23 protein-coding genes and 2 tRNA genes are annotated in these 26,075 nt (G+C 56.7%); 12 read left to right on the forward strand and 13 right to left on the reverse strand.

The window, feature by feature from the left end; all coding sequences use genetic code 11:
- Window positions 1–177 precede the first annotated feature (177 nt).
- Window positions 178–1,755: a Na/Pi cotransporter family protein gene (locus U2949_RS14250; RefSeq protein ID WP_257724075.1), complete on the reverse strand. Its 1,578-nt coding sequence runs from the start codon at window positions 1,753–1,755 to the stop codon at window positions 178–180.
- Window positions 1,756–1,972: 217 nt separating this feature from the next.
- Here U2949_RS14250 and U2949_RS14255 point away from each other — a divergent pair, with 217 nt between their 5' ends.
- Window positions 1,973–2,419, forward strand: a complete 447-nt coding sequence (locus tag U2949_RS14255; RefSeq protein ID WP_257724076.1) for an IrmA family protein — start codon at window positions 1,973–1,975, stop codon at window positions 2,417–2,419.
- A 114-nt stretch (window positions 2,420–2,533) separates the two neighbouring features.
- On the opposite strand, the gene U2949_RS14260 is transcribed toward U2949_RS14255, so the two are convergent.
- Window positions 2,534–2,609 (reverse strand) — tRNA-Asn (locus U2949_RS14260).
- A 554-nt stretch (window positions 2,610–3,163) separates the two neighbouring features.
- Between U2949_RS14260 and U2949_RS14265 the strand changes: the two genes are divergently transcribed.
- Window positions 3,164–4,306 (forward strand): porin, encoded by a 1,143-nt coding sequence (locus U2949_RS14265; protein WP_321288432.1) that lies wholly within the window; start codon window positions 3,164–3,166, stop codon window positions 4,304–4,306.
- A gap of 261 nt (window positions 4,307–4,567) precedes the next feature.
- Here U2949_RS14265 and U2949_RS14270 read toward each other — a convergent pair.
- Window positions 4,568–4,643 (reverse strand) — tRNA-Asn (locus U2949_RS14270).
- A gap of 330 nt (window positions 4,644–4,973) precedes the next feature.
- Here U2949_RS14270 and U2949_RS14275 point away from each other — a divergent pair.
- Complete coding sequence (locus U2949_RS14275; RefSeq protein WP_009456073.1) at window positions 4,974–5,894, forward strand: DMT family transporter; 921 nt, start codon at window positions 4,974–4,976, stop codon at window positions 5,892–5,894.
- An 18-nt stretch (window positions 5,895–5,912) separates the two neighbouring features.
- Here U2949_RS14275 and U2949_RS14280 read toward each other — a convergent pair whose 3' ends face one another.
- Both U2949_RS14280 and U2949_RS14285 read right to left on the reverse strand, forming a co-directional pair.
- Window positions 5,913–7,136 (reverse strand): DUF3734 domain-containing protein, encoded by a 1,224-nt coding sequence (locus U2949_RS14280; protein ID WP_026484584.1) that lies wholly within the window; start codon window positions 7,134–7,136, stop codon window positions 5,913–5,915.
- A gap of 122 nt (window positions 7,137–7,258) precedes the next feature.
- On the reverse strand, window positions 7,259–8,164 hold the full coding sequence (locus U2949_RS14285; protein WP_321288435.1) for a LysR family transcriptional regulator: 906 nt from the start codon (window positions 8,162–8,164) through the stop codon (window positions 7,259–7,261).
- A 100-nt stretch (window positions 8,165–8,264) separates the two neighbouring features.
- Here U2949_RS14285 and U2949_RS14290 point away from each other — a divergent pair, with 100 nt between their 5' ends.
- A complete protein-coding gene (locus U2949_RS14290; RefSeq protein WP_026484582.1) occupies window positions 8,265–9,320 on the forward strand; it encodes a YeiH family protein in 1,056 nt (351 codons plus the stop codon).
- A 236-nt stretch (window positions 9,321–9,556) separates the two neighbouring features.
- Here the strand turns inward: U2949_RS14290 and U2949_RS14295 are convergent, their stop codons facing one another.
- Window positions 9,557–9,937: a SirB2 family protein gene (locus U2949_RS14295; RefSeq protein WP_021446841.1), complete on the reverse strand. Its 381-nt coding sequence runs from the start codon at window positions 9,935–9,937 to the stop codon at window positions 9,557–9,559.
- A 118-nt stretch (window positions 9,938–10,055) separates the two neighbouring features.
- The gene (locus tag U2949_RS14300; protein WP_321288436.1) at window positions 10,056–10,922 is read right to left on the reverse strand and encodes an MBL fold metallo-hydrolase; all 867 of its coding nucleotides are present in this window, start codon (window positions 10,920–10,922) and stop codon (window positions 10,056–10,058) included.
- 74 nt (window positions 10,923–10,996) lie between these two features.
- Between U2949_RS14300 and U2949_RS14305 the strand changes: the two genes are divergently transcribed.
- Genes U2949_RS14305 through U2949_RS14315 form a run of 3 tightly spaced genes read left to right on the forward strand, consistent with a single transcriptional unit; the run spans window position 10,997 to window position 12,162 of the window.
- On the forward strand, window positions 10,997–11,323 hold the full coding sequence (locus tag U2949_RS14305) for an ArsR/SmtB family transcription factor (protein WP_009456065.1): 327 nt from the start codon (window positions 10,997–10,999) through the stop codon (window positions 11,321–11,323).
- The gene (locus U2949_RS14310) at window positions 11,313–11,741 is read left to right on the forward strand and encodes a YeeE/YedE family protein (RefSeq protein WP_026484580.1); all 429 of its coding nucleotides are present in this window, start codon (window positions 11,313–11,315) and stop codon (window positions 11,739–11,741) included. Before U2949_RS14305 ends, U2949_RS14310 begins: the two co-directional genes overlap by 11 nt.
- A 10-nt stretch (window positions 11,742–11,751) precedes the next feature.
- Complete coding sequence (locus tag U2949_RS14315) at window positions 11,752–12,162, forward strand: DUF6691 family protein (RefSeq protein WP_009455401.1); 411 nt, start codon at window positions 11,752–11,754, stop codon at window positions 12,160–12,162.
- A gap of 18 nt (window positions 12,163–12,180) precedes the next feature.
- On the opposite strand, the gene cadR is transcribed toward U2949_RS14315, so the two are convergent.
- The gene (cadR, locus tag U2949_RS14320; RefSeq protein ID WP_026484579.1) at window positions 12,181–12,612 is read right to left on the reverse strand and encodes a Cd(II)/Pb(II)-responsive transcriptional regulator; all 432 of its coding nucleotides are present in this window, start codon (window positions 12,610–12,612) and stop codon (window positions 12,181–12,183) included.
- Window positions 12,613–12,690: 78 nt separating this feature from the next.
- Here cadR and U2949_RS14325 point away from each other — a divergent pair, with 78 nt between their 5' ends.
- Window positions 12,691–15,012, forward strand: a complete 2,322-nt coding sequence (locus U2949_RS14325) for a heavy metal translocating P-type ATPase (RefSeq protein WP_257724078.1) — start codon at window positions 12,691–12,693, stop codon at window positions 15,010–15,012.
- A gap of 185 nt (window positions 15,013–15,197) precedes the next feature.
- Window positions 15,198–16,898 carry a SulP family inorganic anion transporter gene (locus U2949_RS14330; RefSeq protein WP_026484577.1) on the forward strand — a complete coding sequence of 567 codons (1,701 nt, stop codon included), beginning with the start codon at window positions 15,198–15,200 and terminating at the stop codon, window positions 16,896–16,898.
- 118 nt (window positions 16,899–17,016) lie between these two features.
- On the opposite strand, the gene U2949_RS14335 is transcribed toward U2949_RS14330, so the two are convergent.
- From U2949_RS14335 to glpK, 4 genes are all read right to left on the reverse strand, one after another.
- The gene (locus U2949_RS14335; RefSeq protein WP_026484576.1) at window positions 17,017–18,126 is read right to left on the reverse strand and encodes a formylglycine-generating enzyme family protein; all 1,110 of its coding nucleotides are present in this window, start codon (window positions 18,124–18,126) and stop codon (window positions 17,017–17,019) included.
- Window positions 18,113–19,834 (reverse strand): arylsulfatase, encoded by a 1,722-nt coding sequence (locus U2949_RS14340; protein ID WP_051316368.1) that lies wholly within the window; start codon window positions 19,832–19,834, stop codon window positions 18,113–18,115. Before U2949_RS14340 ends, U2949_RS14335 begins: the two co-directional genes overlap by 14 nt.
- 393 nt (window positions 19,835–20,227) lie before the next feature.
- Entirely contained in the window at window positions 20,228–20,680 is a 453-nt protein-coding gene (locus tag U2949_RS14345) for a TM2 domain-containing protein (protein ID WP_021446836.1), read from the reverse strand.
- A 27-nt stretch (window positions 20,681–20,707) separates the two neighbouring features.
- The gene (glpK, locus tag U2949_RS14350; protein WP_321288441.1) at window positions 20,708–22,201 is read right to left on the reverse strand and encodes a glycerol kinase GlpK; all 1,494 of its coding nucleotides are present in this window, start codon (window positions 22,199–22,201) and stop codon (window positions 20,708–20,710) included.
- A gap of 200 nt (window positions 22,202–22,401) precedes the next feature.
- Between glpK and U2949_RS14355 the strand changes: the two genes are divergently transcribed.
- Window positions 22,402–24,000 (forward strand): glycerol-3-phosphate dehydrogenase/oxidase, encoded by a 1,599-nt coding sequence (locus U2949_RS14355; RefSeq protein ID WP_026484573.1) that lies wholly within the window; start codon window positions 22,402–22,404, stop codon window positions 23,998–24,000.
- A gap of 123 nt (window positions 24,001–24,123) precedes the next feature.
- Here U2949_RS14355 and U2949_RS14360 read toward each other — a convergent pair whose 3' ends face one another.
- Entirely contained in the window at window positions 24,124–24,621 is a 498-nt protein-coding gene (locus U2949_RS14360) for a C40 family peptidase (RefSeq protein WP_321288443.1), read from the reverse strand.
- A 437-nt stretch (window positions 24,622–25,058) separates the two neighbouring features.
- Here U2949_RS14360 and flhD point away from each other — a divergent pair, with 437 nt between their 5' ends.
- Window positions 25,059–25,385: a flagellar transcriptional regulator FlhD gene (gene flhD / locus U2949_RS14365; RefSeq protein ID WP_009455187.1), complete on the forward strand. Its 327-nt coding sequence runs from the start codon at window positions 25,059–25,061 to the stop codon at window positions 25,383–25,385.
- A 30-nt stretch (window positions 25,386–25,415) separates the two neighbouring features.
- On the forward strand, window positions 25,416–26,066 hold the full coding sequence (gene flhC / locus U2949_RS14370) for a flagellar transcriptional regulator FlhC (protein ID WP_026484571.1): 651 nt from the start codon (window positions 25,416–25,418) through the stop codon (window positions 26,064–26,066).
- Window positions 26,067–26,075: the final 9 nt, after the last annotated feature.

The following is a 26,075-nucleotide window of genomic DNA, read 5'->3' on the forward strand; positions in this document are numbered from 1 at the left end:
TTGGTATCTGTTTATTGGGTTTCTGTGGGCTTTAAAACACGCTTGTTTTGCATATTCTTGTCATATGAGTTTTGCGCGGCAGGAGAGCCCCAAAAGTTGCTTCAAGTATGAAGGGTAAGCTGGGGGCGCCTGCTTGCGGGTAGCGGCGCCAGCCGGGTTGATGCATGGGCTTGGGGCTTATTGCTCCGGTTGGCGAGCCAGCTGCAAGTAATAGCTGCTGCGCCAGATATGCTGGCTGCTGCGTTCGAACCAGCGGTGGGTGTCCGTAATGCGCAAGGTGCGCGAGACATCATCATGACCTTGTGGTGCGGCCAGAAGCTGGCTACGAACGGCGCTTAATAAATCGGCCAGGGCCTGGGCTCTGGCTTGTACTTGGTCCAGCCAATCAACAGGGGCCTGTCCGTGCAGGCCTTGCTGCGCCAGGGTATTGAGCTCTGTGGCCAGGGTTTGGGCTTGCTGGTAACGATTGTCCTGCAGGTCCGTGCTGGGCGGATGTTGCAATCGGCTGCGCAGGCGCTGCATGTGGTCAATGGTGTGCAAGAGCGCGCTGATACGGGCGGCAATGGCGGGATCATCGGCAGCGCTGGGGATGCGCAATACAAATTCGTAGGCTTGATCAAGGACTGTCTCGATTTGCTGCAGGTCGGCGGCAGCGGTGCTGGGGCGGCTCATGTTCAGACTGTGCTGATACAGATTTAGCAGGCGCTGGGCCAACTCTTCCAGAGTGCGTTGTGTGGTTTCCAGGGCCAGGGCCGGCACTTGCAGCAAGCTGTCGTCCAGATGGTGCTGGGGGCGGACAGCCCGATCGGGTACGAGACGTTGTACCCAGCGAGCAAACTGCTGGGTAAAGGGCAGGCACAAGGCAGCCCCCAGGCCGATGAACAGGCTGTGAAAGGCCGCCAGTCCTAATGCACCGGGAGGAACGTTGATGTAGGAGCCTGTGGCGTACATGGCTTTCAGGAACAAGGGCAGGATCAGCAGCCCCAATAGACCGGCAATAACGTTGAACAGAATGTAGGCAATGGCCGTGCGTTTGGCGTAAATGGTGCCACCGATGGCAACCAGTACGCCGGTCAGGGTGGTGCCTATGGAGGCACCTACGACAATGGCGGCGGCCTGGTCAAAGCTGACGGCACCGGCATCCAATGCGGTCAAGGTCATGGCGATTGCGGCGGTCGAGGATTGCAGCACGGCAGTCAGAGCCAGGCCGGTCAGCATGATCAACAGGTGTGCGCCATAGCCTCCTGTCGGCATATGGGCCAGGCTGAAGCTGGCTGCCAGCCCTTGCATGCCGTCTTGCAGCATGCCCAATCCCAGAAACAGAGTGCCAAAGCCCGCCAGGGCCCGGCCCAGCTCTTTATAGCGACCGGGGGCCAGCAGTTTGAGCAGGGCACCCAAGCCGATCAACGGCAGGGTGTAAAAGCCCAGATTCACTTTCAGCCCCAGGCCGGAGATGATCCAGCCGGTAGCGGTATTGCCCAGACTGGCACCGATGACTACGCCTATGGCTTGTGTAAAGGAGATCAGGCCCGCACTGACAAAGCCAATCAGTGTGACGGTGGTGGCGGTAGAGGATTGGGCCAGCGCGGTAATCAGGGCGCCGGAAGCAAAGGCCTTGATGGGCCTGCCGGTAAACGCCAGCAGGATCTGCTTGAGAGAGCCACCCGCAAAAGCCACCAGTCCTTCGGACAGCAGCATCATGCCAATCAGGAAAAGACCAAGCCCCCCTAAAAAGGGGAAAAGAGTATCAAGCATAAAAGAGTGCAAGCAGCGAAATAATCGGCAGGCTCCGGTGCGACAGACCGGGATAGAAATCAGGATGCTGCATTATCGCCAGTTACGCAGCCTATGGAGTGAAATACTTCAGTGTTGCAAACTGGACGTTTCTGGAAGCGTATATTGCAAACACAGCGGTCATTCTCTTTTTTGTGTATAAGAGCGCTTGGGCTTCTATTGCAAAAGAGAGGGCAATGTGGATTTTCGTAAAAGTGTGAAGCTGGCTGCAGGGGCCATGCTGCTGGGTAATGTGGTGGCTGGCCAGGCACAGGCGGTGCAGATGTGGCATTCCGATACGGTCTTTGCGAATCAGGGAATGTGCGCTGCGAATTTTACTTTTGATTCCCAAATGGAGCCGGTGCAGCAACTGAGGGTTCATATTCAGGTGCTAAGCAAGAAGAACAATAAGCTGGTGGCCGAGGATGTGATCGAGGTGGACGATTTTGGCAGTTCCAGTGCCGATCGCTATGCCACTGGTTATTGGTATAACGAAATCGCTTGCGATCAGAATTTGCGAGTGGTGGTGACGGGGGCGACTGCAGTGATGAATGGCGAGCGTGTTGATTTGCTGGCCAAGGATCTGCTGGAGGTGGAGAACTTCGTGCCATATGAGATCAGCATTACACCCGCAGGAGCCAAGTAAGCGATTCTGGATAGTGATCTTGCAGACAAGGCCTCTTGAGCAATCAAGAGGCTTTTTTCATGAGGCCAGACGTAGAAAAGCCCAGCTACTTGCGTAGCTGGGCTTTTGTATTTTTGGCTCCCCGACCAGGGCTCGAACCTGGGACCTGCGGATTAACAGTCCGTCGCTCTACCGACTGAGCTATCGGGGACCAGCAAAGAAAATAATTATAGGGTAAAGCTATTGATATTGTAAAGAGGTATTTTATGAGAAACCTATTTTCATAAATGCAAAACTGGATACGGCCTTGGCAATAGGCGTAAATCCTGATTTTTCCGTTGGGAACATACCGTCTGGTCAACAAGGCTCATACACCTGGTTTGTAGCAAATGGTTGCAAGCCTTTTGTTTATTGGCTTTGCGACCATTTAGCCCATTTTCTGCTGAATTCTCTGTAGGTGAAAAACTAGGGAAAATGCGTATGAAACCCAGTAAACACGACGGATTGAGTTTATTGACACCAATATTGTTTATGTCTGAAATATAAATGCTTGCAGTATATGTGTCTCAACTATCAAGCCCCTTTCATCCCTGTTTCAGGGCCTGGTTCATTGAGATTTCTTGCTTCAAGAAATAGGAGGGAGTGCAGGGGTTCGGCGCCGGGAAATCATCTTTTCAGGCGGTGGCACCCAGCACTTGAACAAGAGCCGGACAACGATAAGAAATCCGGCATTCAGACGTTTACAGAGAACAGAGAACAGAGAACATGAAAAAAACTATCTTGGCAGCCATGTTGATGCCTGTGTTGGCGATTCCTGCATACGCCGCATCGAACGTGACCTTGTACGGCGTGGTGGATACAGGCCTGGGCTACGAGCAGTGGAAAGGGAGCGACCTGAAAGGCGGCGCAGAAAAACAAAGCCGTTTTGGTCTGTACGATCAGGGTTGGATGGGTAACCGCTGGGGCCTGATGGGCAGCGAAGATCTGGGTGGCGGTCTGAAAGCCAACTTCATGCTGGAAAGCGGCTTTGATCTGAGCGATGGCAAGATGCGCCAGAACCGCTTGTTTGGTCGCCAAGCCACCTTGGGTCTGAGCGGCGAATCCTGGGGTCGTGTGGATCTGGGCCGTCAAACCACCGTGACTTCCCTGTACGTTGCCGGTGTAGCCAGTCCCTTTGGTGGCAACGGCTACCAGTACGGCGTGGGTGCTGCATTTGATGCGGCCAACACGGTTCGTTACGACAATATGGTCGCCTACCAGAGCCCCGAGTTCTCCGGCTTACAGTTCGGTGCTGGCTATTCTTTCAACACCAACGGCGCACAAAAGTGGGATCGTAGCGGTTTGACTGGCAATGCCATCAACAGCGACGACGCCAACGTGAAAGCCTTTAGCGTGGCCATGCGCTACACCAATGGTCCTTTGAAAGCGGCCTTGAGCTTTGACCAGGCCCGTTATGGTTCGGCTCGTGAGCAAGGCGGCAACCTGGTTCCGGCTGAAAGCGGCAATGTCAGCGCCTGGAACCTGGCTGCCAGCTACAAATTCAGCTTTGCCACCTTGCACGCTGCTTTTGGCCAAAGCCGTAATGGTTACATCGGTGGCTCGCTGCAAACCGAACAGTTTGGTCCCGGACTGCACAAAGACCTGAAGGTCAATTCCTACGCGCTGGGCGTGACAGTTCCTGCAGGCAAGGCCGGCTCGGTTCTGGCCTCCTGGACCATGGCTGACCCACGTTCCACTCCACGCAGTACCGATGATGCCAAGACCCAGCACGTGTTCAGCGCTGGCTACCTGCACAACCTGTCCAAGCGCACCAATCTGTACGCGATTGGCTCCTACGCTCGCAACATCGGCTACTACAGCGATCTGAAGAGCACAGTTGCCACGGTCGGTATCACGCACCGTTTCTGATCTTTCTGACTGATTCTGCCAGTTCCGGGTCGACGTAGTGCGTTAGCAGCGGCGGCATCGTCCCGGGCAGGGGCTAGGTCAGGGGAAAAGAGCCACAGCGGGGCTGCATCAACATGCAGTCCCGCTGTCTTTTTTGGCTGAGGGATTTTGTTTGTCCAAATGTTAATGGCGCCGTTGCTTCGTTATCGGACAGACGCGTTTTGTAAGGACAAAAAAAATCAGCCCAAAGCAAATGCTATGGGCTGATTTCAATGGTTTTCTTGGCTCCCCGACCAGGGCTCGAACCTGGGACCTGCGGATTAACAGTCCGTCGCTCTACCGACTGAGCTATCGGGGACCAGAGAAAAAGAATATAGCATGTATTTTGCGAAATGTGCAAGTTTTCATGGAGGAACAGCACAAAAGTTTTGGCATGTTGGTGCTGTTTTCACTGGTGGGCAGGCTAAGTCCTTGTCTTTATTGGGGAGTTGGCTCGACATCGTGTCATTCGCGATATTCCGGTTTTGGAGACTTGTTCACTCTAGTGGGCCATTGGCTGCAATAGTGGCAGGGTCAACGTGGCCGCTGCCAGAAGCAAAGAGTAGAATCGACGGCTTGTTGACTCTTTTTTCGCTGGGGCCAGCAGCTCTTGTGCTGACGGTGTCGCCCTGCAAAGTGATGAATTCCCATGCAAGCTAGTCAAAGCTCCAGTGCGCAGCGCAGTTCCTTTTTAATTGGACTGGCCCTGTCGGGGGGCGGCTCTATTCTTTTCTCCGCCAAAGCGGTGGTTGCCAAGCTGACCTACCAATACGATGTCAACGCCCTGACCGTTATTGGCTTTCGAATGCTCTTGTCGCTGCCTTTCTTTCTGGCTATTGCCCTTTGGCAAGTGAAGAAAGTACGGCAGGGCAAGCTGGCCGCGCTGACTGGTCGTCAGAAGCTGGAGCTGGTGGTGCTGGGCTTTCTGGGCTATTACCTGGCCAGTTTGCTGGACTTTATCGGCCTTGAATATATTTCGGCAGGGCTGGAGCGGCTGATTCTGTTTTTGTCGCCTACCTTTGTGCTGATGTTCTCCGCTATCTTTCTGAAACGACGCATTCTGCCCAAACAATGGCTGGCTCTGGCGCTGGCCTATTTAGGGGTAGGACTGGTCTTTGTGCAGGACTTGAGCCTGACCGGCGATGATGTGCTGCTGGGTGCGCTTTGCGTGTTGGGTTCGGCCATTTCCTATGCCATCTACCTGATTGGTTCGGGCGAGCTGCTCAAGGCCATTGGTTCTACACGGCTGGTGGCGTATGCCATGTCCTTCTCGGCGGTCTACACCCTGATTCACTTTTTTGCCGTGCTGGGCTGGCAGGGGCTGGTGCAGCCTGCGCCGGTCTATGGCCTGTCCATGATTCACGCCGTCTGCAATACGGTGTTGCCGACCTTTATGACTATGTGGGCAGTGGAGCGAGTAGGCGCGCCCATGAGTGCTCAAATGGGGCTGATTGGCCCAGTTTCGGTTTTGTTTCTGGCGAACTGGTTTCTGGGGGAGCCGATTACGCTCATGCAATTGCTGGGTACGGCCTTTGTACTTAGCGGCGCGATGGTCTTGAGCCGTCGCTAAGTCCCGGCGCAGGCTGGCTTACTTGCCGTTGTTGGCCAGCCGTTTTTCGATTTCATCGCGGTGCACGTCGTAGGTGGTGAAGCCGGCCAGGTTCTCTGGCATATTCAGCTTGTCCCTGTGTATCAGCGTCTGACGAATATCATCCAGACCGCTACGCCAGTGCTCGCGCATGGTCATGCGACCAAACTGATAATCCTTGTAGTGCTGCTCGTAGGGCTGGTTGCGGTAAATCAGGTGCACCACGTTGTAGCGCTTGTTGCTGGCCAGCTCTTCGGCCAGGCGGCACGGCAACAGGTCTTTGCGTTGATCTTCGGGGATCAGGGTAAGCAACTCTGACAGGATATGACGCATGTACTGCGAATGACGCATGTCTTCGGTCACCATACGGGTACGACTGGAGTAGCGGATCTCGTTCAAGCGGTCGCTGACTTCGCCCATATTGTTGGGCACCGGGCCACGCGCACTCCACAAGTCCACTTGAAACACCAGCGTGTCCCGGCGGGGCGACTGATCCAGCACATAAGAGAGCGGCGTATTGGAAACCAGACCGCCGTCCCAGTAATACTGACCATCAATTTCCACGGGGGCGAAAGCCGGGGGCAGGGCACCCGAGGCCATGAAGTGTTCGGCTCGCAAGGTGGTGCGATGGTTGTCAAAATAAACAAAGTTGCCCGTGCCTACATTGACCGCACCTACCGAGATGCGCTGACGCTTGTCGTTGATGCGATCAAAGTCACATAAACGCTCCAGCGTGTCTTTCAGGGCGCTGGTGTCGTAATAGCTGGCACCTTCGGGCACGCCCGGTGTGGCTTGCATCGGAGGGGGGAAACGGGGGCGGAAAAAGCCACGCTGTCCCAAGACCAGGGCGTTGCTGGCATTGAAGGCGCTGATGGCCTCACGCATTACATCGTTGATACCAAAGAGGGCACGCTCCAGGCAGGCTGGGCTGGACCAGCCATAGTAGGGCTCGCAAATGGTATTCCAGAACTCCCGCAGGCGTTCTACCTGTCGCTCGGGGGGATTGCCCGCAATAATCGCGGTGTTCAAGGCCCCAATCGAAATCCCGGATAAACAGTCTGGTTCGATTCCTGCTTCCAGCAAACCTTCATATACACCGGCTTGATAGGCTCCCAAAGCGCCGCCGCCTTGCAACACCAGAGCTACCGTTTCGTAGGGTGGCAAATAGGAGGGACGGGCAAAAGCGGGGACATCTTGCGCTTGTGGCGTAGGAACAGTGTTCATGGCATCACTCGGTTCAAGAGGTGGGCAGGAGAGCGGGACTTATGGTCCCTTCTGTTTGTGCTGCACTGCAGCAAGAATAACATTGCTGCAGGTGTCAACCATCATCAGAATGCAAACTTGCGTCAAGTTTCCGATGTGCTCGAACCGGACTCCGGGCTGTGTACATGTTCCGCAAAAGCGCTTAACACCTGGCTACGGTAGCGTTCTTTATGCAGGACCAGGGACAGGCGGCGCTTCAAATCCAGAAAAGGGGTGTCCAAGATGCGTAGTCGCTGATTGGCAACAGCATCCAGGGTAGCTGCCTGTGGCAGGCAAGCCAGGCCCAGTCCGGCGATGACCGCCTGTTTGATGGCTTCTACCTGACCCAGTTCCATCAGCACATGGCCGCCAGGCAGCACATTCAAGGCTTGTTCGGTCAGCGCTCGGGAGGCCGAGCCACGTTCGCGCATGATCCAGCTCATGCCCGCAAAGTCCTGTTTTTCCAAGGTGGCCTTGGTAGCCAGCGGGTGATCGGGGGCGGCGCAGACGACCAGCGCATCTTCGCGCCAGATCCAGGTTTCCAACTGAGGGTGATTGACCGGACCTTCCACGCAGGCAATGTCGCAGCCGTGTTCCAGCAATTGATTGATGATGTTGGCCGTGTTGTCCACGGACACATGCAGGGACACACGGGGATGCTGGCGCACAAACTGCCCCACCAGATCCCCGATCAGATAGTTGCCGACGGTATTGCTGGCTCCGATGCGGATTTCACCACGCAACTCGCTTTCTTCCTGCTGGCTTTGCATCTCCCGCAGGCGCTCCAGAATTTCGCGAGCGTGCGGCAGTAATTGCTTGCCGCGGCTGGTCAGCTGCATGCGCCCCGGCGTGCGTTCAAACAGGGGACAGTCCAGCTGCTTTTCCAGCTCGGCCAAAGCCATGCTGGCGGCGGGTTGGGACAAGTGAATCTGGGCTGCGCAAGCACGCACGGTGCCCAAGGTGGCAATGCCTACGAACACTTCCAGTTGTCTGATGCTGATCGCATTCATGATAAATAAAATTGATACTTACGATAAGTAATAATGAATTTTTTAATACTCGGGGTCAACCTAAAATTACTTTTACTTATTACATATCTGGAATGACGAGATGAGCAGTGTGACCGATTTACCAGCAGGAAGCACGACCCTGAAGGCACAGGGCAAATCGGGTTTCTCTCTGAAGCCGTCGCGTTGGTGGGGTTTTTTACTGGCGGTGGCCGTTGGTGTTGCGGCTATGGGCCTGGGCAAAGTGTGGCCTTTGATTGGCGGTCCGGTTTTTGCGATTGTCCTGGGGATGGTACTGCGTAACAGCATGGGCGTGGCTACGGTGTTTCAGCCCGGTTTGCGCTTTTCGTCCAAGGTGTTGTTGCAGTGGTCGATTATTGGTCTGGGTTTTGGTTTGAGCCTGCCGCAAGTGATGCGTACCGGTATGGATTCGCTGGCGGTGACCCTGGTGACCTTGACGGTGGCGTTTGTGACGGCACTGGTGCTGGGCCGAGCCTTGGGGATTCCATCCAAACTGCGCACCCTGATTGGGGTGGGGACGGCGATTTGTGGGGGCTCGGCCATTGCAGCGGTCACGCCCATTCTCAAGCCTGAGGAACATGAAACCGCACTGGCGATTTCCACCATCTTTATCTTCAATATTGTGGCCGTGCTGATTTTCCCCTTGGCCGGTCACATGATGAATATGTCGGACGCAGGTTTTGGGGTGTGGGCGGGAACCGCCATCAACGATACGTCTTCGGTAGTGGCTGCAGGCTATAGCTACAGCCGTCAGGCGGGTGACCACGCCACTATCGTCAAGTTGACTCGGGCAACCTTGATCATCCCGATCTGCCTGATTCTGGCGGGTCTGGAAGTGTGGCGCTCACGTCAGGCTGGCCGGGACTTTGACTTGATGCGTGTGTTCCCCTGGTTCATTGTCTGGTTCATGGTGGCCTCGGCTCTGCGCTCGCTGGGTTGGGTGCCGGTGGAGTGGCTGGAACCCCTGCGTTTTCTGGCTGAGTTCCTGATGGTGCTGGCCCTGGCAGCTATCGGTTTGTGTTCGGACTTGCGTGTGATGGCCCGAGCCGGTGTGCGGCCTGCCTTGCTGGGGCTGGGAGTCTGGATCGCGGTGGCGGTCAGCAGTTTGCTGGTACAGCGCTGGATAGGTGTCTGGTAAGACAGGTATGTAAAAGCCCCTGTCAGTGGAAGATAACTTTCACTGACAGGGGCTTTTTTGTCGCCGGGCCGTCCCAAGACAAAAAACTCCCCCTCGGGGGGGGGGGCAGCAAGCCGAAGGCGTAGCATGGGGGCTTGTTTTGTCGCCGGGCCGTCCCAAGACAAAAACTCCCCCTCGGGGGGGGCAGCAAGCCGAAGGCGTAGCGTGGGGGCTTTTTTTGTATGTGGGCTACTGGTTTAGACGAACCAGGACGCCGGGCTGCGATTCAGCGCCACGCCTACGATATAGGCAAAGATGGCAATCGCAATCAGCGCCGCCACGCCGCGGCTAAAGGCGGTTTTACCGCGCTTGATGGCATAGCTGCCCACTACGATGTAGACCACCAGCAACACAATCTTGGTTAGCAGCCAGGGCTGGTTGGCGGCAGCGCCCAACATGCCGGCCAGCGCCAGACCACAGACCAGCAAGACGGTATCGATGACATGCGGGGCAATGCGCACAAAGCGATTCTGCAAACAGGATGAGCCGGACACTGACCAGAAGGCCCGAATAATGAAAAACAAAATGCTCAGCCCGGCGGCTGTCATGTGCAAGTGTTTGAGGGCCACGTAAGTCATGCCTATTATTTCCTTCTGAAGTTCAGGGTGCAGAAAAGGGCAGTATACGCAGGCTGAGCCTTAAAAGTTTTTCTATGTCCGAGCCTGTGTCTGCCCGGACGCAAAAAAACAGTCGTATTCAAAGCAGATTGACGGGCAGTTTCAGATAGATCTGACCATTGCTTTCTGGTTCGGGAAAGTGTCCGGCGCGGATATTGACTTGAATGGAAGGCAGTATCAGGCGCGGCATGCCCAGGGTTTTATCGCGTGCGCGGCGGCGCTCGCAAAACTGTTCCTGGCTGATGCCGTCGTGTACGTGGATGTTGCCGTCCTTCTGCTCCTGAACCGTGCAGTAGAACTGGGGCTCCCGTCCTTCAGGCGGATAGTCGTGGCACATGAACAAGACCGTATCTGCAGGCAGGGCCAGCAGGCGCTGGATGGATTCATAAAGCTGGCTGGCGCTGCCACCCGGAAAGTCGCAACGGGCGGTACCGACATCGGGCAGGAACAAGGTGTCGCCCACAAATACGCCCAGACCTTGAACGTGATAGGCCATATCTGCCGGTGTATGACCGGGCACGTGCAAAGCCTGTACCTGAATGGCGCCGATCTGGAACGGTTCCTGATCCTTGAACAGCGTATCGAAGGGTGTGCCGTTGGCCTGTACTTCGGCCTCTATATTAAAGATGCGGCTGAACGTGGACTGCACTTGCTTGATGTGTTCGCCAATGGCTATTTTTCCGCCCACCTGTTCTTGCAGCCAGACCGCAGCGGACAGATGGTCGGCATGGGCATGGGTTTCCAGAATCCATTGCACCTCCAGTTGATGCTGGCGCACAAAGTCCACGACCTTCTGGGCAGACACGGTGCTGCTGCGGCCGGAGGCGGCGTCGTAGTCCAGCACCGAGTCAATGATGGCGCATTCGCGTTGACTTTCGGCATAAACCACGTAGGTGAACGTGGACGTGTCCGTATGAAAGAAGCTGGCGACCTGGGCTTGGAGCATGTCAGACCTCTTGTTGCTTATAAAATATTAAAAGATATTATATAATAATATATATTGTGTTTTTGTAGAACGTTATGAATCAAACCGAACTGGAAGCCCTGCGACAGGTAGCGGGCCGAGCCAGCAGCTTGCTGGGCAGCTTGGCCAACCCCGACCGCCTGATGATTCTGTGCACGTTGGTGCAGGGCGAATGCAATGTGGGGGAGCTGGCGCAGCGCAGTGGAATTTCACAACCTACTTTATCCCAGCAATTGACGGTTTTGCGGCGCGAAGAGCTGATTGCCAGCCGCAAAGAGGGCAAGTACGTCTATTACCGCCTGGAAAACCCGGCGGTGCTGGCTGTCATGCAAACTTTATATGGAATTTTTTGTGCCCCAGGAGGCATTGATGATCGCAATTGACTGGAGTTCCTTTACCCCGTGGAGCGCCTTGTTTGGCGGCGCCTTGATTGGTTTGGCGGCCGCGGTGCTGGTGCTGTTCAATGGTCGGGTGTTTGGCATATCCGGCCTGCTGTCGGGCACCTGGAGCGGGGAGGCGGGTGACAAGGGCTGGCGCTGGATGGCCTTGTTGGGCCTGGCGGCGGCACCCTGGCTGTACCGCCTGGCCGGGGAAACCGTACCTGTCGTGCAGCCGCAGCCCTGGATGTGGGTGGTGGTAGCCGGTTTGCTGGTGGGGTTCGGAACCCGTTTGGGGTCGGGGTGCACCAGTGGTCATGGTGTGTGTGGTCTGTCGCGTTTGTCACCCCGTTCTTTGGTGGCAACGCTGACGTTCATGGCCAGCGGCTTTCTGACCGTGTTTGTCTTGCGTCATCTGATCTAAGGAGCCCGCCATGCATTATTTCATCGCTTTAGTTTCCGGCCTGATTTTTGGCTTGGGTTTGTTGATTTCCGGCTTGGCCAACCCCAGCAAGGTGCTGGCGTTTCTGGATCTGGCTGGAGCCTGGGACCCGTCTTTGGCCTTGGTAATGGCCGCGGCAATTGCGGTGGCGATTGTGCCGTTCAGTCTTGCGCGTCGTCGTCCTTGTGCTTTTGTGACAGGCCAGCCCATGAATCTGCCCAAGCAGCGTCAAATAGACCGTCCCTTGGTGTTGGGTGCTTTGATTTTCGGCGCTGGTTGGGGTGTGGCAGGTTTCTGCCCTGGGCCGGCCATTGTGCTGGCAGCGTCGGGCGCACCGTTGGCTATTTTGTTTCTGGTCGCGATGCTGATCGGAATGTGGGCGGCAGGGCGGGTGCGTGGCTAAGGACCACGTCACACAGCCCTAGCCCAAATGGGTAGTGGGAGCCGGGACTTGATCCGGCTCCATATTCACCAAACCCTGCAAAATGCCGCAATGCTCCAGGCCACCGGCCTGCCCGCAGCGGCGACGCAGTTCAATCAGTTGTTTTTGCAGGTGTTCAAGCTCGGCAATGCGTACGGCCACATGCTCGATGTGTTCATCCAGCAAATCGTTGACCGGGGCGCAGTCTTGCGCCGGGCCGTCCATGAATGCCAGCAGGCCGCGAATTTCTTCGTGCGTCATATCCAGGCTGCGGCAGTTGCGAATAAAACGTAGCCGTTCCAGGTGGATACTGCGGTACAGGCGGTAGTTGCCCTCGCTGCGCTCCGGCTCGGGCAGCAGCCCAACTTTCTCGTAATAGCGGATGGTTTCCGTGTTGCAGTGGCTTTTTTCCGCCAACTCACCAATTTTCATTGCTTGGCCTCCAAAGGGCTTGACCTTGTAGTTACTTTAGGCTTTCTACTGGTCCCATGCAAGAAGCGAGGAACTGCTATGACATCAGCTAACAACACATCAAAGCTCGGCGTGGGGCAGTGCACAACATCAGCCTGCCAGACCGAGCACGTACATGACCATAGTCATGATCACGACCATGCGGCGGGCGATCACAGCCACGAGCATAGCCATGATCACGATCACAGCCATGCAGAACAAGCGTCGCACTCCCACGAGGAGGCGTGCTGCTCGGCACCCGCGTTTGGCCCATCGGTGACCTTGGCGGCCAGTACCTCTACGCGTCTGGTCGTGCATATTGCTGATATGGATTGCCCGGCGGAAGAGAACATGATTCGCTCCGGCCTGAAAAAGTTGGATCAGGTGCAGAACCTGGGTTTTGACCTGATGCAGCGGGTTTTGACGGTAGACCACGTGGATGGTGCCCGTGACAAGGTGCTGGGTGCGTTGCGCGGCCTGGGCTTTGAGCCCCGCATGGCCGATGAAGAGCCTGTGAAGCAGGTGTCGCCCAAGCAAGGCCTGATTCGCATTGCCGGCGCCGTGGTGCTCGCTTTGGCCGCCGAGATCAGCCACTGGCTGGCGGCCCCCGAGTGGCTGGTGATTGTTCTGGCTCTGGCAGCGATTCTGTCCGGTGGTGTGCAGGTCTACAAGAAAGGCTGGATTGCGCTGCGTAATGGTCAGCTCAACATTAACGCCTTGATGAGTATTGCCGTCACGGGTGCGGTGATCCTGGCCCAATGGCCTGAAGCCGCCATGGTGATGTCCCTGTTCAGCCTGGCTGAGTGGATCGAAGCTCGTTCCCTGGACCGCGCCCGTAATGCGGTGGACAGCCTGCTCAAGCTGGTTCCGGATGAAGTGCTGGTCAGTGCCGATGGCAAGGATTGGCAGCGCGTCCCGGCCAATCAGGTGCAGGCAGGCTGGCAAGTACGTGTGGCCCCCGGCGAGCGTTTTGGCCTGGATGGCAAAGTTCTGCAAGGGCTAAGCACGGTTAACCAGGCTCCAATCACGGGTGAAAGTGCCCCCGTGGACAAAGCGCCCGGTGACGAGGTTTTTGCAGGCACCATCAATGGCATGGGCGAACTGGTGTATCAGGTCCAGGCCGCGCATGATGAAACCTTGCTGGCCCGCATCACACGTTCGGTTCAGGAGGCCCAGGCCAACAAGGCTCCGATTCAGCGCTTTGTCGACCAGTTCTCCCGCATCTACACCCCGCTGGTTGTGGTGGCAGCGGCCTTGATGGCTGTAGCCTTGCCCTTGATCTGGGGAGTGAGCTGGTCGGAGTCCGTGTACCGTGCTCTGGTTCTGCTGGTGATTGCTTGTCCTTGCGCTCTGGTGATTTCTACGCCTGTGGCCGTGGTCAGCGCTTTGGCCAGTGCCGCACGTGCCGGTATTTTGATTAAAGGTGGCGTGTATCTGGAGCGGGCTCGTCAGCTGCGTTACCTGGCGGTGGACAAGACCGGAACGTTGACTTTGGGCGAGCCTTCCTTGAGCGAATATGGCAGCCTGCGCCCAAGCCTGTCGGATAGCGAAGTGCTGGATATGGCCGTTGCTCTGGCCGAGCGTTCGGATCATCCTGCCTCGCAAGCGATTGCCCGTGGCCGTGTGGCATCGGGTCTGGTGCGCCTGGATCAATTCGAAGCTTTGGCGGGTAATGGTGTGCAAGCACAAGGCACGACTGGCCAATTGCGTCTGGGCAAGCGTAGCTGGGTGCTGGGGCAGAACAAGGCTGAGTCCAGCCAGGCCGAGCAGCAAGCGGTAGAGAGCGGTGCCACCATGGTGTATCTGGGTGACGAGCACGGTCTGCTGGCCTGGTTCGCCATGATGGATACGCTGCGTCCCACCACCAGCCAGGCGATTCGCGATCTGCAAGCGCAGGGTGTTCAGGTGGAAGTGCTTTCGGGCGACCACGAGCAAGCCGTGCGTCATGTCGCCCAGCAAGCCGGAATCAAGGATTTCCGAGGTGGTTTGCTGCCACAGGACAAGCTGGACCGTATCGAGGAAAAACTGGGTAACGGTTTGGTGGCGATGGTGGGTGATGGCATCAATGATGCACCCGCCCTGGCTCGTGCCGATGTGGGTATCGCGATGGGAGCTTTGGGTTCGGACATTGCGATCGAGACCGCTGACGTGGCCTTGATGGACGATGATCTGGGCAAGATTGCCTTGCTGATGCGTCAGTCTCGAGCCTTGCATGCCGTGTTGTGGCAGAACATCAGCCTGGCTTTGGGTATCAAGGCCGTGTTCCTGGTGATGGCCCTGACTGGCCAGGCCACCATGTGGATGGCCGTGTTTGCCGACGTGGGTGCAAGCTTGCTGGTGGTGCTGAACAGTTTGCGTTTGCTGCGCGCCCGCAACCCTTGAATTCCGTGTTCGTTGTCACTAAGCCCCACCTCTTTTAGGTGGGGCTTTTTTTTCCTCGTCAAATAAGCCCATCACTAACGTGAAGTTTTTTTGACACGCAGTAGTATCATTAAGGCTTCATTTGGGTTGAGGCCCTGCTTGTTTCTCATCTGTGTCGAGCAGGCTGGGCATGACAAGGACGCGCGATGATTGCACTGCTGGAAGCGGGTCGAGCCGGACTCCTGGGGCGAAAACACTGGCTAAATAACCTGTTGGCTGGTTTGGTGGTGGGGGTGGTGGCCTTGCCGCTGGCCATGGCCTTTGCCATTGCCTCCGGGGTCAAGCCCGAGCAGGGTTTGTATACCGCCATTATTGCCGGTTTGGCGGTGTCTTTATTTGGCGGCAGCCGGGTTCAGATTGCCGGGCCGACGGGCGCGTTCATTGTCATCTTGTCCGGGGTGGTGGCCCAACATGGGGTGGCGGGCCTGCAAATTGCGACGCTGATGGCCGGGGTGATCTTGCTGCTGCTGGGCCTGCTGCGCCTGGGAGCTGTGATCCGCTTTATTCCCGATCCGGTCATCGTGGGTTTTACCGCCGGTATCGGGGTGATCATTTGGGTGGGCCAATGGCGGGACTTTTTTGGCCTTCCCGTCGTCGAGGGCCAGCACTTTCACGAGAAACTCTGGTTCTTGCTGCAGAACCTGCCGTCCCTGGATTGGGCAACCACGCTGCTGGGGATTTTGTCTCTGGCGATTCTGATTGTCGTGCCCAAAATCCCAAGTCTGGCGCGTTTGCCCGGACCGCTGGTGGCCCTGGTGGTCATCACGCTTATCCAGGCGATTTTCCGTTTTGAGTCGGTAGCCACTATCGGCTCCAGCTTTGGTGCCTTGCCCAGCGGCTTGCCGTCTTTTCAATGGCCGGAAATTACGCTGACTCGCGTGGTGGAGCTGATCGGGCCTGCGTTTGCAATTGCCATGCTGGGTGCGATCGAGTCCTTGCTGTCCGCTGTCGTGGCCGACTCCATGACAGGGACCCGTCACGACTCCAATCAGGAATTGGTGGGCCAAGGGATTGCCAACGTGCTCTCGCCCTTGTTTGGCGGGATTGCGGCTACCGGGGCCATTGCCCGTACCGCTACCAATATCCGTAATGGCGGTGACAGCCCCATTGCCGGCGTGGTGCATGTCATTTTCCTGGTGCTGGTTCTGCTGTTGCTGGCCCCGCTGGCGGCTTATATCCCGCTGACGGTGTTGGCGGCAATTCTGTTCATGGTGGCCTGGAATATGAGTCAGGCCAAGCTGGTCGTTCGCCTGCAGCGCCGTATGCCTACCGCTGACTTGTTCATTCTGTGGGTGACTTTCGCTCTGACGGTATTTGCGGATCTGGTCGTGGCCGTCAATATTGGGGTGATTCTGGCCATGCTGTATGTGCTCAAACGCACCTCGGATGGGGTGCAAGTGCGGGCCCTGGAAGGCCGCCGTTTACAGCGGGCACTGGATTTGTCCTTTAGCCAGGAGTTGCGCCAGGATATTTCGGTGCTGACTCTGGAAGGACCGTACTTCTTTGCCAGTGTGGAAGCGGTGAATCGTTCCTTGCTGACGGTGCCGGAGCAGGTTCGGGCCGTGGTCTTGCGCCTGAATTACGTGCCTTTTGTGGATGCGACGGCCATGCAGGCTTTGGAGACTGCCTTGGCGGAGCTGGAACAGCGCAATGTCATGGTGGCGCTGTGCGAGGCGAACGAGAAAGTGGGTCGCAAGCTGATTCGCATGGGTCTGTTCAAGCAGATTCACGCGCATCGCGTTTTTGATAGCTTGCAGAATGCGTGGGAAAGCGTCAGCGAGACCCTGGACCATCAGGCCGTCAAGCAGAAAGAAACGGCCACGCCTGAAACGGGAATGGCAACGTAGACCTTGATGCCTTGCTTGTCTGCCCTGAAAGAACTTGATAGTGAACAATCCCCTCGTCAAAAGCGAGGGGATTGTTGTTTGGTGCCGGGCTTGGCAAGGGCGAGCCCGGCTTTTGAGCTTAGTTTTTTATTTCATTAAGCACCGTACGAAAGCCCACATGCTGGGTAGACATGGTGGTTTCCTGGGGTTGCCGTGAAGCCGGGCGATAGCGCACGCAGAAGTTCGCCGCACACAGAAACGAGCCGCCCTTGATCACGCCTGTTGCCGGATTTCCGTTGGCATCCCTTGCTGCCGCGAGAAGGGGTTTGGGCATCAGGGGGCGATGCTGGGGTTGCCATGCACTGCGTGTCCATTCCCAGACATTGCCGACCGAATCCCACAGGCCATAGCTATTAGCCGGGAAGCAGCCCACGGGGGCGGTGCCTTCGTAGCCGTCGCGCAGCAGGTTTTGGGCAGGGAAATTACCTTGCCAGGTGTTGGCCATCAAGCGGCCGTGCACTTCAGGCGTATTGCCCCAAGGGTAGGTAGCGCCGTCCAGACCACCGCGCGCTGCAAACTCCCATTGCTCTTCGGTGGGCAGATCGCGTCCCAACCAGCGGGCGTAAGCCTGCGCATCCTCGTAGGCAATATGGACGACGGGATGATTGTCCCGGCCGTTCAGATTGGTATCGGGACCACCGGGATGCCGCCAGTTGGCGCCCGGCACCCATACCCACCAGTTGTAATTGCTGGGAGGGGCATGTTGATCGTGCCCATCGTGGTGATCGTGATCATGCGTTGCTGCCGGTGGCGTGAAGACGGCGGATCCGGGCTGACGATACTGCTCGGGAACCTGAACATGCGGCGGAAATTCCGGCACCCGTTCCGCCTGGGTGACATAGCCTGTGGCCGCCACAAATTGTGCGAATTGGGCATTGGTGACTTCGTGCTGGTCTATTTGAAAAGCCTGGACCTCCACGGGATGTACCGGCTTTTCTTCCGGATAGCCTTCGTCGGACCCCATCAGAAAGCGCCCCCCAGGAATGGTGACCAAACCAGCCTGATTGGCGGCTCCTTGCCTGGCCGGGCCGAAGCCTGTTGGTATGCCGCTATAGGCTTGGCAATCGTGGGCCGGAACCGGAGGAGGGAGAGTATCGGAGCCTTCTGCCGCTGCAGGCAGCGGGGCTGCTGTCAGCAGCCCGCATACCGTCAGCAGTGCCTTGGCTCGGGAGAGCTTAAAGGACTTCATCCAGATCCTTGTAGTAGTTCAGGCTGTTGCTGTAGCCTGGGCGCGAAGCCAGACCTTCAAAATCCTCCACCCCGTTGCGCTTGGCATATTGCTCGTATTCGGCAATCAGCTCTTTCAGTTTTTCAGGGTGTTTTTCGGACAGGTCATTCAGTTCGGAGCGGTCTTCGACCACATTGAACAGTTCCCAGCGGTCTTTGCCCCACGGTGCATTGGCGTACACGATTTTCCAGTCACCCACGCGCATGGCGCGGCGGCCATTCAGCTCCCAGCCTTGGCGGAAGGTTTCATGGACCTGATCGCTGCGACCGGTCAGCACATCCACCATGGAGTTGCCTTGCATGGGGATGACCTGGCGGCCACGGTATTCGCCCTTGGGTTGTTCGATCTGGGCCAAGGCCAGAATGGTGGGGGCGATGTCGGTTACGTGGGCCGGAGCGCGCACAAATTCGCCCTGACGCTTGCCACCGGGTACGCGCATGATGCTGGGCACCGAGATACCGCCTTCATACATAAAGGCTTTGTACAGATTGAAGGGGGTGGAGCCAACTTGCGCCCAGCCTGGGCCATATTCCACAAAGGAGCCGGGACGGCCCGTGTTTTCATAGCTGTTATCGCGATGCTTGTGGGCCCAGGCGCGGGTTTCACCTTCATCCAGCACGGTATTGCCGTCGGCACCGTTATCGGACATGAAGATCACAACGGTGTTGTCGTACTGGCCGGTTTGCTTCAGGTGCTCGATGACACGGCCAATCTGTGCATCCATGGCTTCCACCATCGCGGCGTAGACGGCCATACGTTTGCTTTCAACACGTTGCTGTTCAGGACTCAGCTCTTTCCAGCGTGGCCAGGCCGGATTGCCCACATAGCCTTGCATATCCTGGGGCACCAGACCCAGCTTTTTCATGCGTTCCAGACGTTCCTCACGCAGCACGTCATAGCCTGCGTCATAGCGGCCTTCATATTTACGTATGTATTCCTCGGGCGCGTGCAAGGGCCAATGGGGAGCCGTAAAGGCCAGGTAGGCGAAGAAAGGCTGGTCCTTGCGTTTGTCCGCATCGATATAAGACATCAGGCGTGAGGCAAAAAACTCGCTGGAGTAGAAGTCCTTGGGCAATTGCACTTCCTTGCCGTTCTCGCGGTACAGGGCAACCGGTGCTTTATTGGCATCAAAGGTGATGATGCCGCTTTGGTCAAAGTGGCTGGCGCCGCCGTGCATCAAGGCGTAGGACTGGTCAAAGCCGCGATTGGGCGGGGCGACTTCCTCTTTTACGCCCAGATGCCACTTGCCCGCCATATAGGTGCGGTAGCCATTGTCTTGCAGGACCAGGGGGAAGGGCAGGGCCTGGTCGCTTAGAAAGCCTTCGTAGCCGGGCAGGGCGCGCTGTTGGGGCGTCATCAGTTCGGCCATGCCACCAAAGCCAACCTGGTGGTTGTCCGCGCCGGACATCAGCATGGCGCGGGTGGGGGAACAGAAGGGGGACGCGTAAAAGTCGGTCAGTGCTACGCCGTCTTTGACCAGGGCATCCAGGTTAGGAGTGGAAATTTCCCCGCCAAACGCGCCAATGTCTGAATATCCCAGATCATCGGCCACGATCAGCAAAATATTGGGGCGTTGTGTCTCTGTGGCTGCGTGACTGCTTAGCGTACAGGCGGCCAAAGCCAGGCCCAGCAAGTTGCGCAGTAAATAGCTAGTTTTAGTGCGTCGCATTTTCTTGTGTCTCAATCTAGTTATGTTTATAGGTGGAACGGATGTGTAGACAGAGCCAGCAACAAAGGCCTCACACTTTTGATCTGAGCCGCCGCTGCCAGTCTTTTAGAGGCTGGCGTGTCTCCCCCAATTCGATTGGACACGAAGCGGCGTGGGGATTTCCAAGACTAAAAAGGTTTGCTTGTATACCTGGAAGGTATGGTGGCTAATATAAGTATTGAAAATCAAGGAACTAGGCTTGTACGTGGCATGGGCTGTGGTTTTCCCTGATGGGGCCACAAAATGTTCTGAATTGGGTCTGTCTGATTGCTGTTGTCGGGCTCCGGGAATGCGTCCGGCGCTCAGTCATGAAAAAAGCCCCAGCAAGTGGGGCTTTGGTGAGCAGTCTGGAAATTAACGGGCCAGCTTGAACTCGTCGTCGCCCATGAAGGCGTAACGCAAGGCGTCGATCAAGGCCAGGAAATAGGCCAGCGGCGACCAGATGGCAAAAAGCACCAGGAACAGCAAGCCCATGCCGATCTGGCCCAGGTAAAAGCGGTGCACGCCCAGCCAGCCCAGGAAAATCGCCAGCACAATCGCGATCTTGCGGTGGCTGTTGGGCTTGGACATTTCATCTTTCTTGTTCTTGGAAATCCAGATCACCAGCGGGACGGTAATGATCAAGGCGATCAGTGCCTTGCCCCAATGCACGGTCAGGTAGCGCTGAACTTGCTGCATCAATTCGATGAAGTCATGGAACAGGAATCCCAGGTACGAGGAAATGTAGTGGAAAATGGCCTCGCCAAAGGTCAGGCCCAACATCACGATCAGGAAGATGGCAATGCCCAGAATGATTTTTTGCAGCATGGTGTTTCCGTCAAAAAAACAGCAAGTTCAATAAGTGCGTGCCTGACGCACGGCTTGTTCCCAACTGAGCATCAGGTTCTGGGCTTCATCGCGCGACATGGCGGGTTCGAAAACCCGGTCGCATTGCCATAGCGCCGCAATCTCAGGCAGACCTGAATACAGACCGCTGCCCAAGCCTGCCAGATAGGCGGCGCCCAGCGCGGTCGTCTCAATAGTAACGGGACGCACGACAGGCAGGCCCAACAAGTCTGCCTGAAATTGCATCAGAAGATTATTGGCGCAGGCCCCACCGTCTACACGCAGCTCGTGCAAGGCCGGGCCGCCGTTGGCCTGTACATCCCGATTCATGGCTTGCAGCACGGCGGCGCTTTGGTAGGCAATGCTGTCCAGAGCAGCACGGGCAATGTGGGCCATGGTGGAGGCGCGTGTCAGGCCGGTAATGGTGCCGCGGGCTTGGGCATCCCAATAGGGGGCGCCCAGGCCGGTGAAGGCAGGGACCAGTCGTACGCCTTGTGCATCCGGCACGCTACGAGCCAGCTCTTCGACTTGCGCGCTATGTTCCAGTGCGCCCAGACCATCGCGCAGCCATTGGACAACTGCCCCTCCAATAAAGACGCTGCCTTCCAGAGCATAGGCGGGGGTGTCGCCATGATGGGCGGCGCTGGTTGCGATCAGGCCGTTATGGGATTGGGGGACTTGCGAGCCACAGTGCATCAACAGGAAGCAGCCTGTGCCATAGGTATTCTTGGCCATGCCGGGTGTTGTGCAAGCCTGGCCGAACAGGGCGCTTTGTTGGTCGCCCGCCACACCACAAATGGGAATGGGGCTACCCAGAATTTCGGGGCTGCAATGGCCAAACTCGGAGGCGGAGCTCTGTACCTGGGGCAAGACGCTGGCCGGGATGTTGAACAGGGCCAGCAATTCATCGTCCCATTGCTGGCTATGAATGTTGTAGAGCAGGGTGCGGGAGGCATTGCTGACATCGGTGGCATGGACTTTGCCGCCGCTTAAATGCCAGATCAGCCAGCTATCAATCGTGCCGAAAGCCAGTTCACCACGCGCTGCACGTTCACGGGCGCCGGGTACGGAGTCCAGCAGCCAACGCAGCTTGGAGGCCGAAAAATAGGCATCAATAGGCAGGCCGGTTTTGCCGGTAATGGTGGCTTCGTGCCCTTGTTCGCGCAACTGGGCGCAGAAGTCCTCGGCGCGTCTGTCTTGCCAGACGATGGCCTTGTGCAGGGCCTGCCCGGTTTGCCGATCCCATAGCACTGTGGTTTCACGCTGATTGGTAATGCCAATGGCGTGTATGTCCTGAGGGCGTAGCCCTGCCTGCTCAATCGCTTGCCGGGCGGTCCGGAACTGGGTGTCCAGGATTTCCTGGGAATCATGCTCCACCCAGTCTGTACGCGGGTAGTATTGCTGAGTTTCCTGCTGCGCCTTGGCCAGAATGCGGCCGTCTGCCGCTACCACAAGGCTGCGCGAGCTGGAGGTTCCCTGATCAAGAGCAAGTATGAATGTCATGCGAATGAGGCAGTAAAAGCGGAGCAGACCACAGTGTACTGGCTCTGTGTGGTCTGTGTCCGGTCGCAGAAGGGGACTTGATACGCGAGCAAACAAGTTTCACTGGACGGTAAAAGTTCAGGGGCTAAAATCAGGGTAAATCCCGAGCCAGTCAGTGTTTTTTTCGGGTGTCTGCTAATTTCAGGTCCAAAGCTCATCTTATGACTACATTAAGTTCCCCCTTATTGACCGACAGAGCCCAGATGCTGGGCGCCTTGGCGCGCACCACGCAGGTGGATATGGTCGTGGTGGGTGGTGGCGCTACCGGCTTGGGCGTGGCTCTGGACGCGGCCTTGCGGGGCTTGAGTGTGGTTGTGCTGGAAGCCTGGGACTTTGCCAAGGGCACGTCCTCGCGGGCGACCAAGCTGGTACACGGCGGGGTGCGATACCTTGCCCAGGGCAATGTCAGTCTGGTGCGTGAAGCCTTGCGCGAGCGTATGCATTTGCTCAGCAATGCGCCCCATCTGGCGCAGCGCCTGCCTTTTGTCATGCCCAGCTACAAGTGCTGGGAGACGCCGTTTTACGGGGTGGGCCTGATGGCCTATGACGGTTTGGCGGGGCGCGAGGGGCTGGGTCATACCCAATTTTTGAGTGCTTCCAAGATCCGGCAGCTTTTGCCCGGTGCGCGGCAAAGTGGCCTGAAAGGCGGTGTGAAATATTGGGACGGCCAGTTTGATGATGCCCGTCTGGCCTTGGCCCTGGCCCGTACGGCGGCACTGAATGGGGCCTTGCTCATCAATTACTGTCCGGTTGTGGATGTGATGCACAGCGAGGGCAAGGTCTGCGGCGTGCGCTGCCAGGACAAGGAAAGCGGTCAGACCTACGAGATCCAGAGCAAATGCGTGGTCAATGCCACGGGCGTGTGGGTGGATCAGGTGCGACAACTGGATGCACAGGAAGCCGGGCGTGAACTGCGCCCTATGGTTTCGCCCAGCCAGGGCGTGCACTTGGTGGTTGATCAGGAGTTCTTGCCCGGTGAACATGCCTTACTTGTGCCACGTACCAAGGATGGCCGGGTCTTGTTTGCCGTGCCTTGGTTGGGCAAGCTGATTTTGGGCACGACGGATACTCCCCGAGACGATATTCCGCTGGAGCCGCGCCCTTTGGCTCAGGAAGTGGATTTCATTCTGAAAGAGTCCGCGAATTATCTGCAAAAAGCGCCCACGGTGCAGGATGTGCGCAGTATCTGGGTGGGGCTGCGACCGTTGGTGCGCCCTGCAGCCGAGTCGGCCGCGGGGCAGACGCAATCCATCAGCCGGGAACATAGCATTACGGTGAGTGCGAATGGTTTGCTGACAGTCACTGGCGGCAAATGGACGACGTATCGTGCCATGGCCGAAGATGTGCTGGAACGCTGCCAGCAGTCCGGCTTGCTGGGGCCTTTGCCAGCCTGTCGGACTCAGGAGCAACGTTTGGTCGGTGCTTCTTATGTAGGCGACCAGCGTTCTCTGGGGCGTACAGCTGGTCTGGATGCGTATGGCAGCGAGGCCGATTGGGTGCAGACCTTGCCGGGAGCGGATCAGGAATTGGTGCCGGGCTTGAGTGTGGCCATGGTGCGCTTTGCTTGCCGCTTTGAATATGCCCGCACCGTTGAAGACATGCTGGCCCGTCGTTCGCGCCTTTTGTTCCTTGATGCGCGCCTGGCGCAATCGCTTGCCCCAGCGGTGGCGGCAATTATGGAAGAAGAAACCGGGCGCTCGCCCGAGCTGGAGGCCTTTCTGGAACTTGCCGAGCAATACGCCACCGTGCCTACGCGTTAAACGTATGGCAACAAGAAAGGGCCCGTTCATTACGGGCCCTTTTGCTTTCTGCGCTCAATGAAATTGAGCCTGTGAAAGATCAGGCCTGCTTCCTTTCAATGCCTGCGCTGGCTTGCCGATGAGTCAATCAAAGAAAGTGCGAGCTGTTTCAAAGCGTTTGGCGAAATAGGGATTGTCCAGTGAATCAATCCGCACGCGTCCACCACTGGAGGGAGCGTTGATGAATTGTCGCTTGCCTATATAGATGCCTACATGTGAGTTCGGGGTGCCCAGCGTATTGAAAAACACCAGATCACCTGGGCGCAGCTGTGAACGGCTGACACGCCGGGCTGCACTGGCCTGGTCGCCGGTGCGACGTGGAATGGGGGAGCTGGATTCCTGACTGAATACATAGTGCACCAGGCCGCTGCAATCAAAGCCGGTAGACGGTTCGCGTCCGCCGTAGCGGTAAGGCGTATCCAGCAAGCTCAGGGCAGACAGGACGATGGCTGAGCGGCGCTGCTCATCCACACCAATGGGTTTGCCGGCGGGTAGGCGGGAGGAGGGCGTGTGCGCACAAGCCGCCAGGATCAGTGTCAGGCACAAGGCAAACAGACGTTGCGTAAAAGCAGCAGGAACCATGGGCTGTTACAAAACCGATGTGGGGGCGGCGGGGAAAGCTGTCCCCAGAAGATTATCCGATATTTCAACGCTTTTTAGGCAGCGCATGAGATGGATCGTCGAAATATGAATTAATTAATGGCTAATGTATGCAACAAAACATAATTTTGATACAGGCGCTTTGATCTTTGTCATGTTACATCTCGTTTATAACTACAACATTAAGTGAGCATCTGATAATATTCTGCTGTGTCTTGATACGTTTATTGCATATATTTGATGTTTTCCATGTTTTTAGAGCATTAAAACAGGGTGTGTGTCGGAAGCGTCAAGAATGTAAAAATTATATTCATGCAATAGATTGCAAGGCATGATACATATTTATGTAACTTTACATGTTTTAAATGTGTTTTGTTACAAGAAACTGGCTGATTAACAGATTTACAAGGATGGCTGACATGCCCGTATCGGAAAATTCGCTGCTGAATGATATTCAGGAAGTCAATTTGTCGTACTTGTTACTCGCGCAGCGCCTGCTGCGGGAGAATTTTTCGGCAGGTATGTTCCGTTTGGGCTTCGATACCGATGTGGCAGAGACCTTGTTGCGTCTGTCGCCAGCCCAATTGGTCAAGCTGGCCAGCTCCAGCTCGTTGATTTGCGGCTTTCGCTTCAATGACTACGACCTGCTCACCACCTTGACGCAGGATGTGCTGGGAGGGGTATTGCAGCAGGCTCACTCCACCATTCTTCTGTCTCAGCGCGCGACGGCAGAACAAGCCGGTTAAACCGGCTGCGAACTTATTACATCAAGAACTATGGCTATAAAAAGCGTCGCCAAAGAAGCCCAGGAAATTGGGCTTGCTTCCGACATGATTGAGCTGGGGGCGCGCTTGCAGGTCCTGCAAGCAGAAACATCATTAAGTTACGACCGGCTGGCCCGTCTGTACCGTGAAGTCAAAGGCTGCTCGCCACCCAAAGGGATGTTGCCTTTTTCTGTCGACTGGTTCATGACCTGGTTGCCCAATATTCATTCCAGCCTGTTCTACAGCATTTACCAGTTCATGGCCGTACATACGCCGTGCGACAAAAGCCGTGCACTGGTCGAGGCCTATCGCCTTTACCTGGAGCAATCGTCGGCCGGGCGTCTGGAAGTGGGGCCGGACGAAGAGCCTGTGCTGAGTTTTACCCGTGCCTGGATGCTGCTGCGCTTTTTTGATAGCGGTTTGTTGCAGCTGTCCCAGTGCGAGCGCTGCAAGGGGGGCTTTGTGGCCCATGCGCACGATCCTGAGTCAGGCTTTATTTGTGCCATTTGCCGTCCGCCACCACGGGCTGGCAAGACCCGTGCCAGCAAGGCACGCAGTACACCTAAATCTGCGGGCGGCAAAAGTCGAAAATCAGAGTCGCTCAAGGAGCCGCAAGCCAGGGTCACGGGGCACGTCAACGCACAGGTAGACGTGCCCATCTAGCAATAGCTT

Origin of the sequence: Alcaligenes phenolicus (genome assembly GCF_032063905.1) — a bacterium.
Taxonomy (GTDB): Bacteria; Pseudomonadota; Gammaproteobacteria; order Burkholderiales; family Burkholderiaceae_B; genus Alcaligenes; species Alcaligenes phenolicus.

Excerpts from the sequence above, each read along its gene's own strand:
- U2949_RS14250 (WP_257724075.1), bottom strand. The coding sequence starts at position 1,755 with ATGCTTGATACTCTTTTCCCCTTTTTAGGGGGGCTTGGTCTTTTCCTG.
- U2949_RS14265 (WP_321288432.1), top strand. The coding sequence starts at position 3,164 with ATGAAAAAAACTATCTTGGCAGCCATGTTGATGCCTGTGTTGGCGATT.
- U2949_RS14275 (WP_009456073.1), top strand. The coding sequence starts at position 4,974 with ATGCAAGCTAGTCAAAGCTCCAGTGCGCAGCGCAGTTCCTTTTTAATT.
- U2949_RS14280 (WP_026484584.1), bottom strand. The coding sequence starts at position 7,136 with ATGAACACTGTTCCTACGCCACAAGCGCAAGATGTCCCCGCTTTTGCC.
- U2949_RS14285 (WP_321288435.1), bottom strand. The coding sequence starts at position 8,164 with ATGAATGCGATCAGCATCAGACAACTGGAAGTGTTCGTAGGCATTGCC.
- U2949_RS14290 (WP_026484582.1), top strand. The coding sequence starts at position 8,265 with ATGAGCAGTGTGACCGATTTACCAGCAGGAAGCACGACCCTGAAGGCA.
- U2949_RS14295 (WP_021446841.1), bottom strand. The coding sequence starts at position 9,937 with ATGACTTACGTGGCCCTCAAACACTTGCACATGACAGCCGCCGGGCTG.
- U2949_RS14300 (WP_321288436.1), bottom strand. The coding sequence starts at position 10,922 with ATGCTCCAAGCCCAGGTCGCCAGCTTCTTTCATACGGACACGTCCACG.
- U2949_RS14305 (WP_009456065.1), top strand. The coding sequence starts at position 10,997 with ATGAATCAAACCGAACTGGAAGCCCTGCGACAGGTAGCGGGCCGAGCC.
- U2949_RS14315 (WP_009455401.1), top strand. The coding sequence starts at position 11,752 with ATGCATTATTTCATCGCTTTAGTTTCCGGCCTGATTTTTGGCTTGGGT.
- cadR (WP_026484579.1), bottom strand. The coding sequence starts at position 12,612 with ATGAAAATTGGTGAGTTGGCGGAAAAAAGCCACTGCAACACGGAAACC.
- U2949_RS14325 (WP_257724078.1), top strand. The coding sequence starts at position 12,691 with ATGACATCAGCTAACAACACATCAAAGCTCGGCGTGGGGCAGTGCACA.
- U2949_RS14330 (WP_026484577.1), top strand. The coding sequence starts at position 15,198 with ATGATTGCACTGCTGGAAGCGGGTCGAGCCGGACTCCTGGGGCGAAAA.
- U2949_RS14335 (WP_026484576.1), bottom strand. The coding sequence starts at position 18,126 with ATGAAGTCCTTTAAGCTCTCCCGAGCCAAGGCACTGCTGACGGTATGC.
- U2949_RS14340 (WP_051316368.1), bottom strand. The coding sequence starts at position 19,834 with ATGCGACGCACTAAAACTAGCTATTTACTGCGCAACTTGCTGGGCCTG.
- U2949_RS14345 (WP_021446836.1), bottom strand. The coding sequence starts at position 20,680 with ATGCTGCAAAAAATCATTCTGGGCATTGCCATCTTCCTGATCGTGATG.
- glpK (WP_321288441.1), bottom strand. The coding sequence starts at position 22,201 with ATGACATTCATACTTGCTCTTGATCAGGGAACCTCCAGCTCGCGCAGC.
- U2949_RS14355 (WP_026484573.1), top strand. The coding sequence starts at position 22,402 with ATGACTACATTAAGTTCCCCCTTATTGACCGACAGAGCCCAGATGCTG.
- U2949_RS14360 (WP_321288443.1), bottom strand. The coding sequence starts at position 24,621 with ATGGTTCCTGCTGCTTTTACGCAACGTCTGTTTGCCTTGTGCCTGACA.
- flhD (WP_009455187.1), top strand. The coding sequence starts at position 25,059 with ATGCCCGTATCGGAAAATTCGCTGCTGAATGATATTCAGGAAGTCAAT.
- flhC (WP_026484571.1), top strand. The coding sequence starts at position 25,416 with ATGGCTATAAAAAGCGTCGCCAAAGAAGCCCAGGAAATTGGGCTTGCT.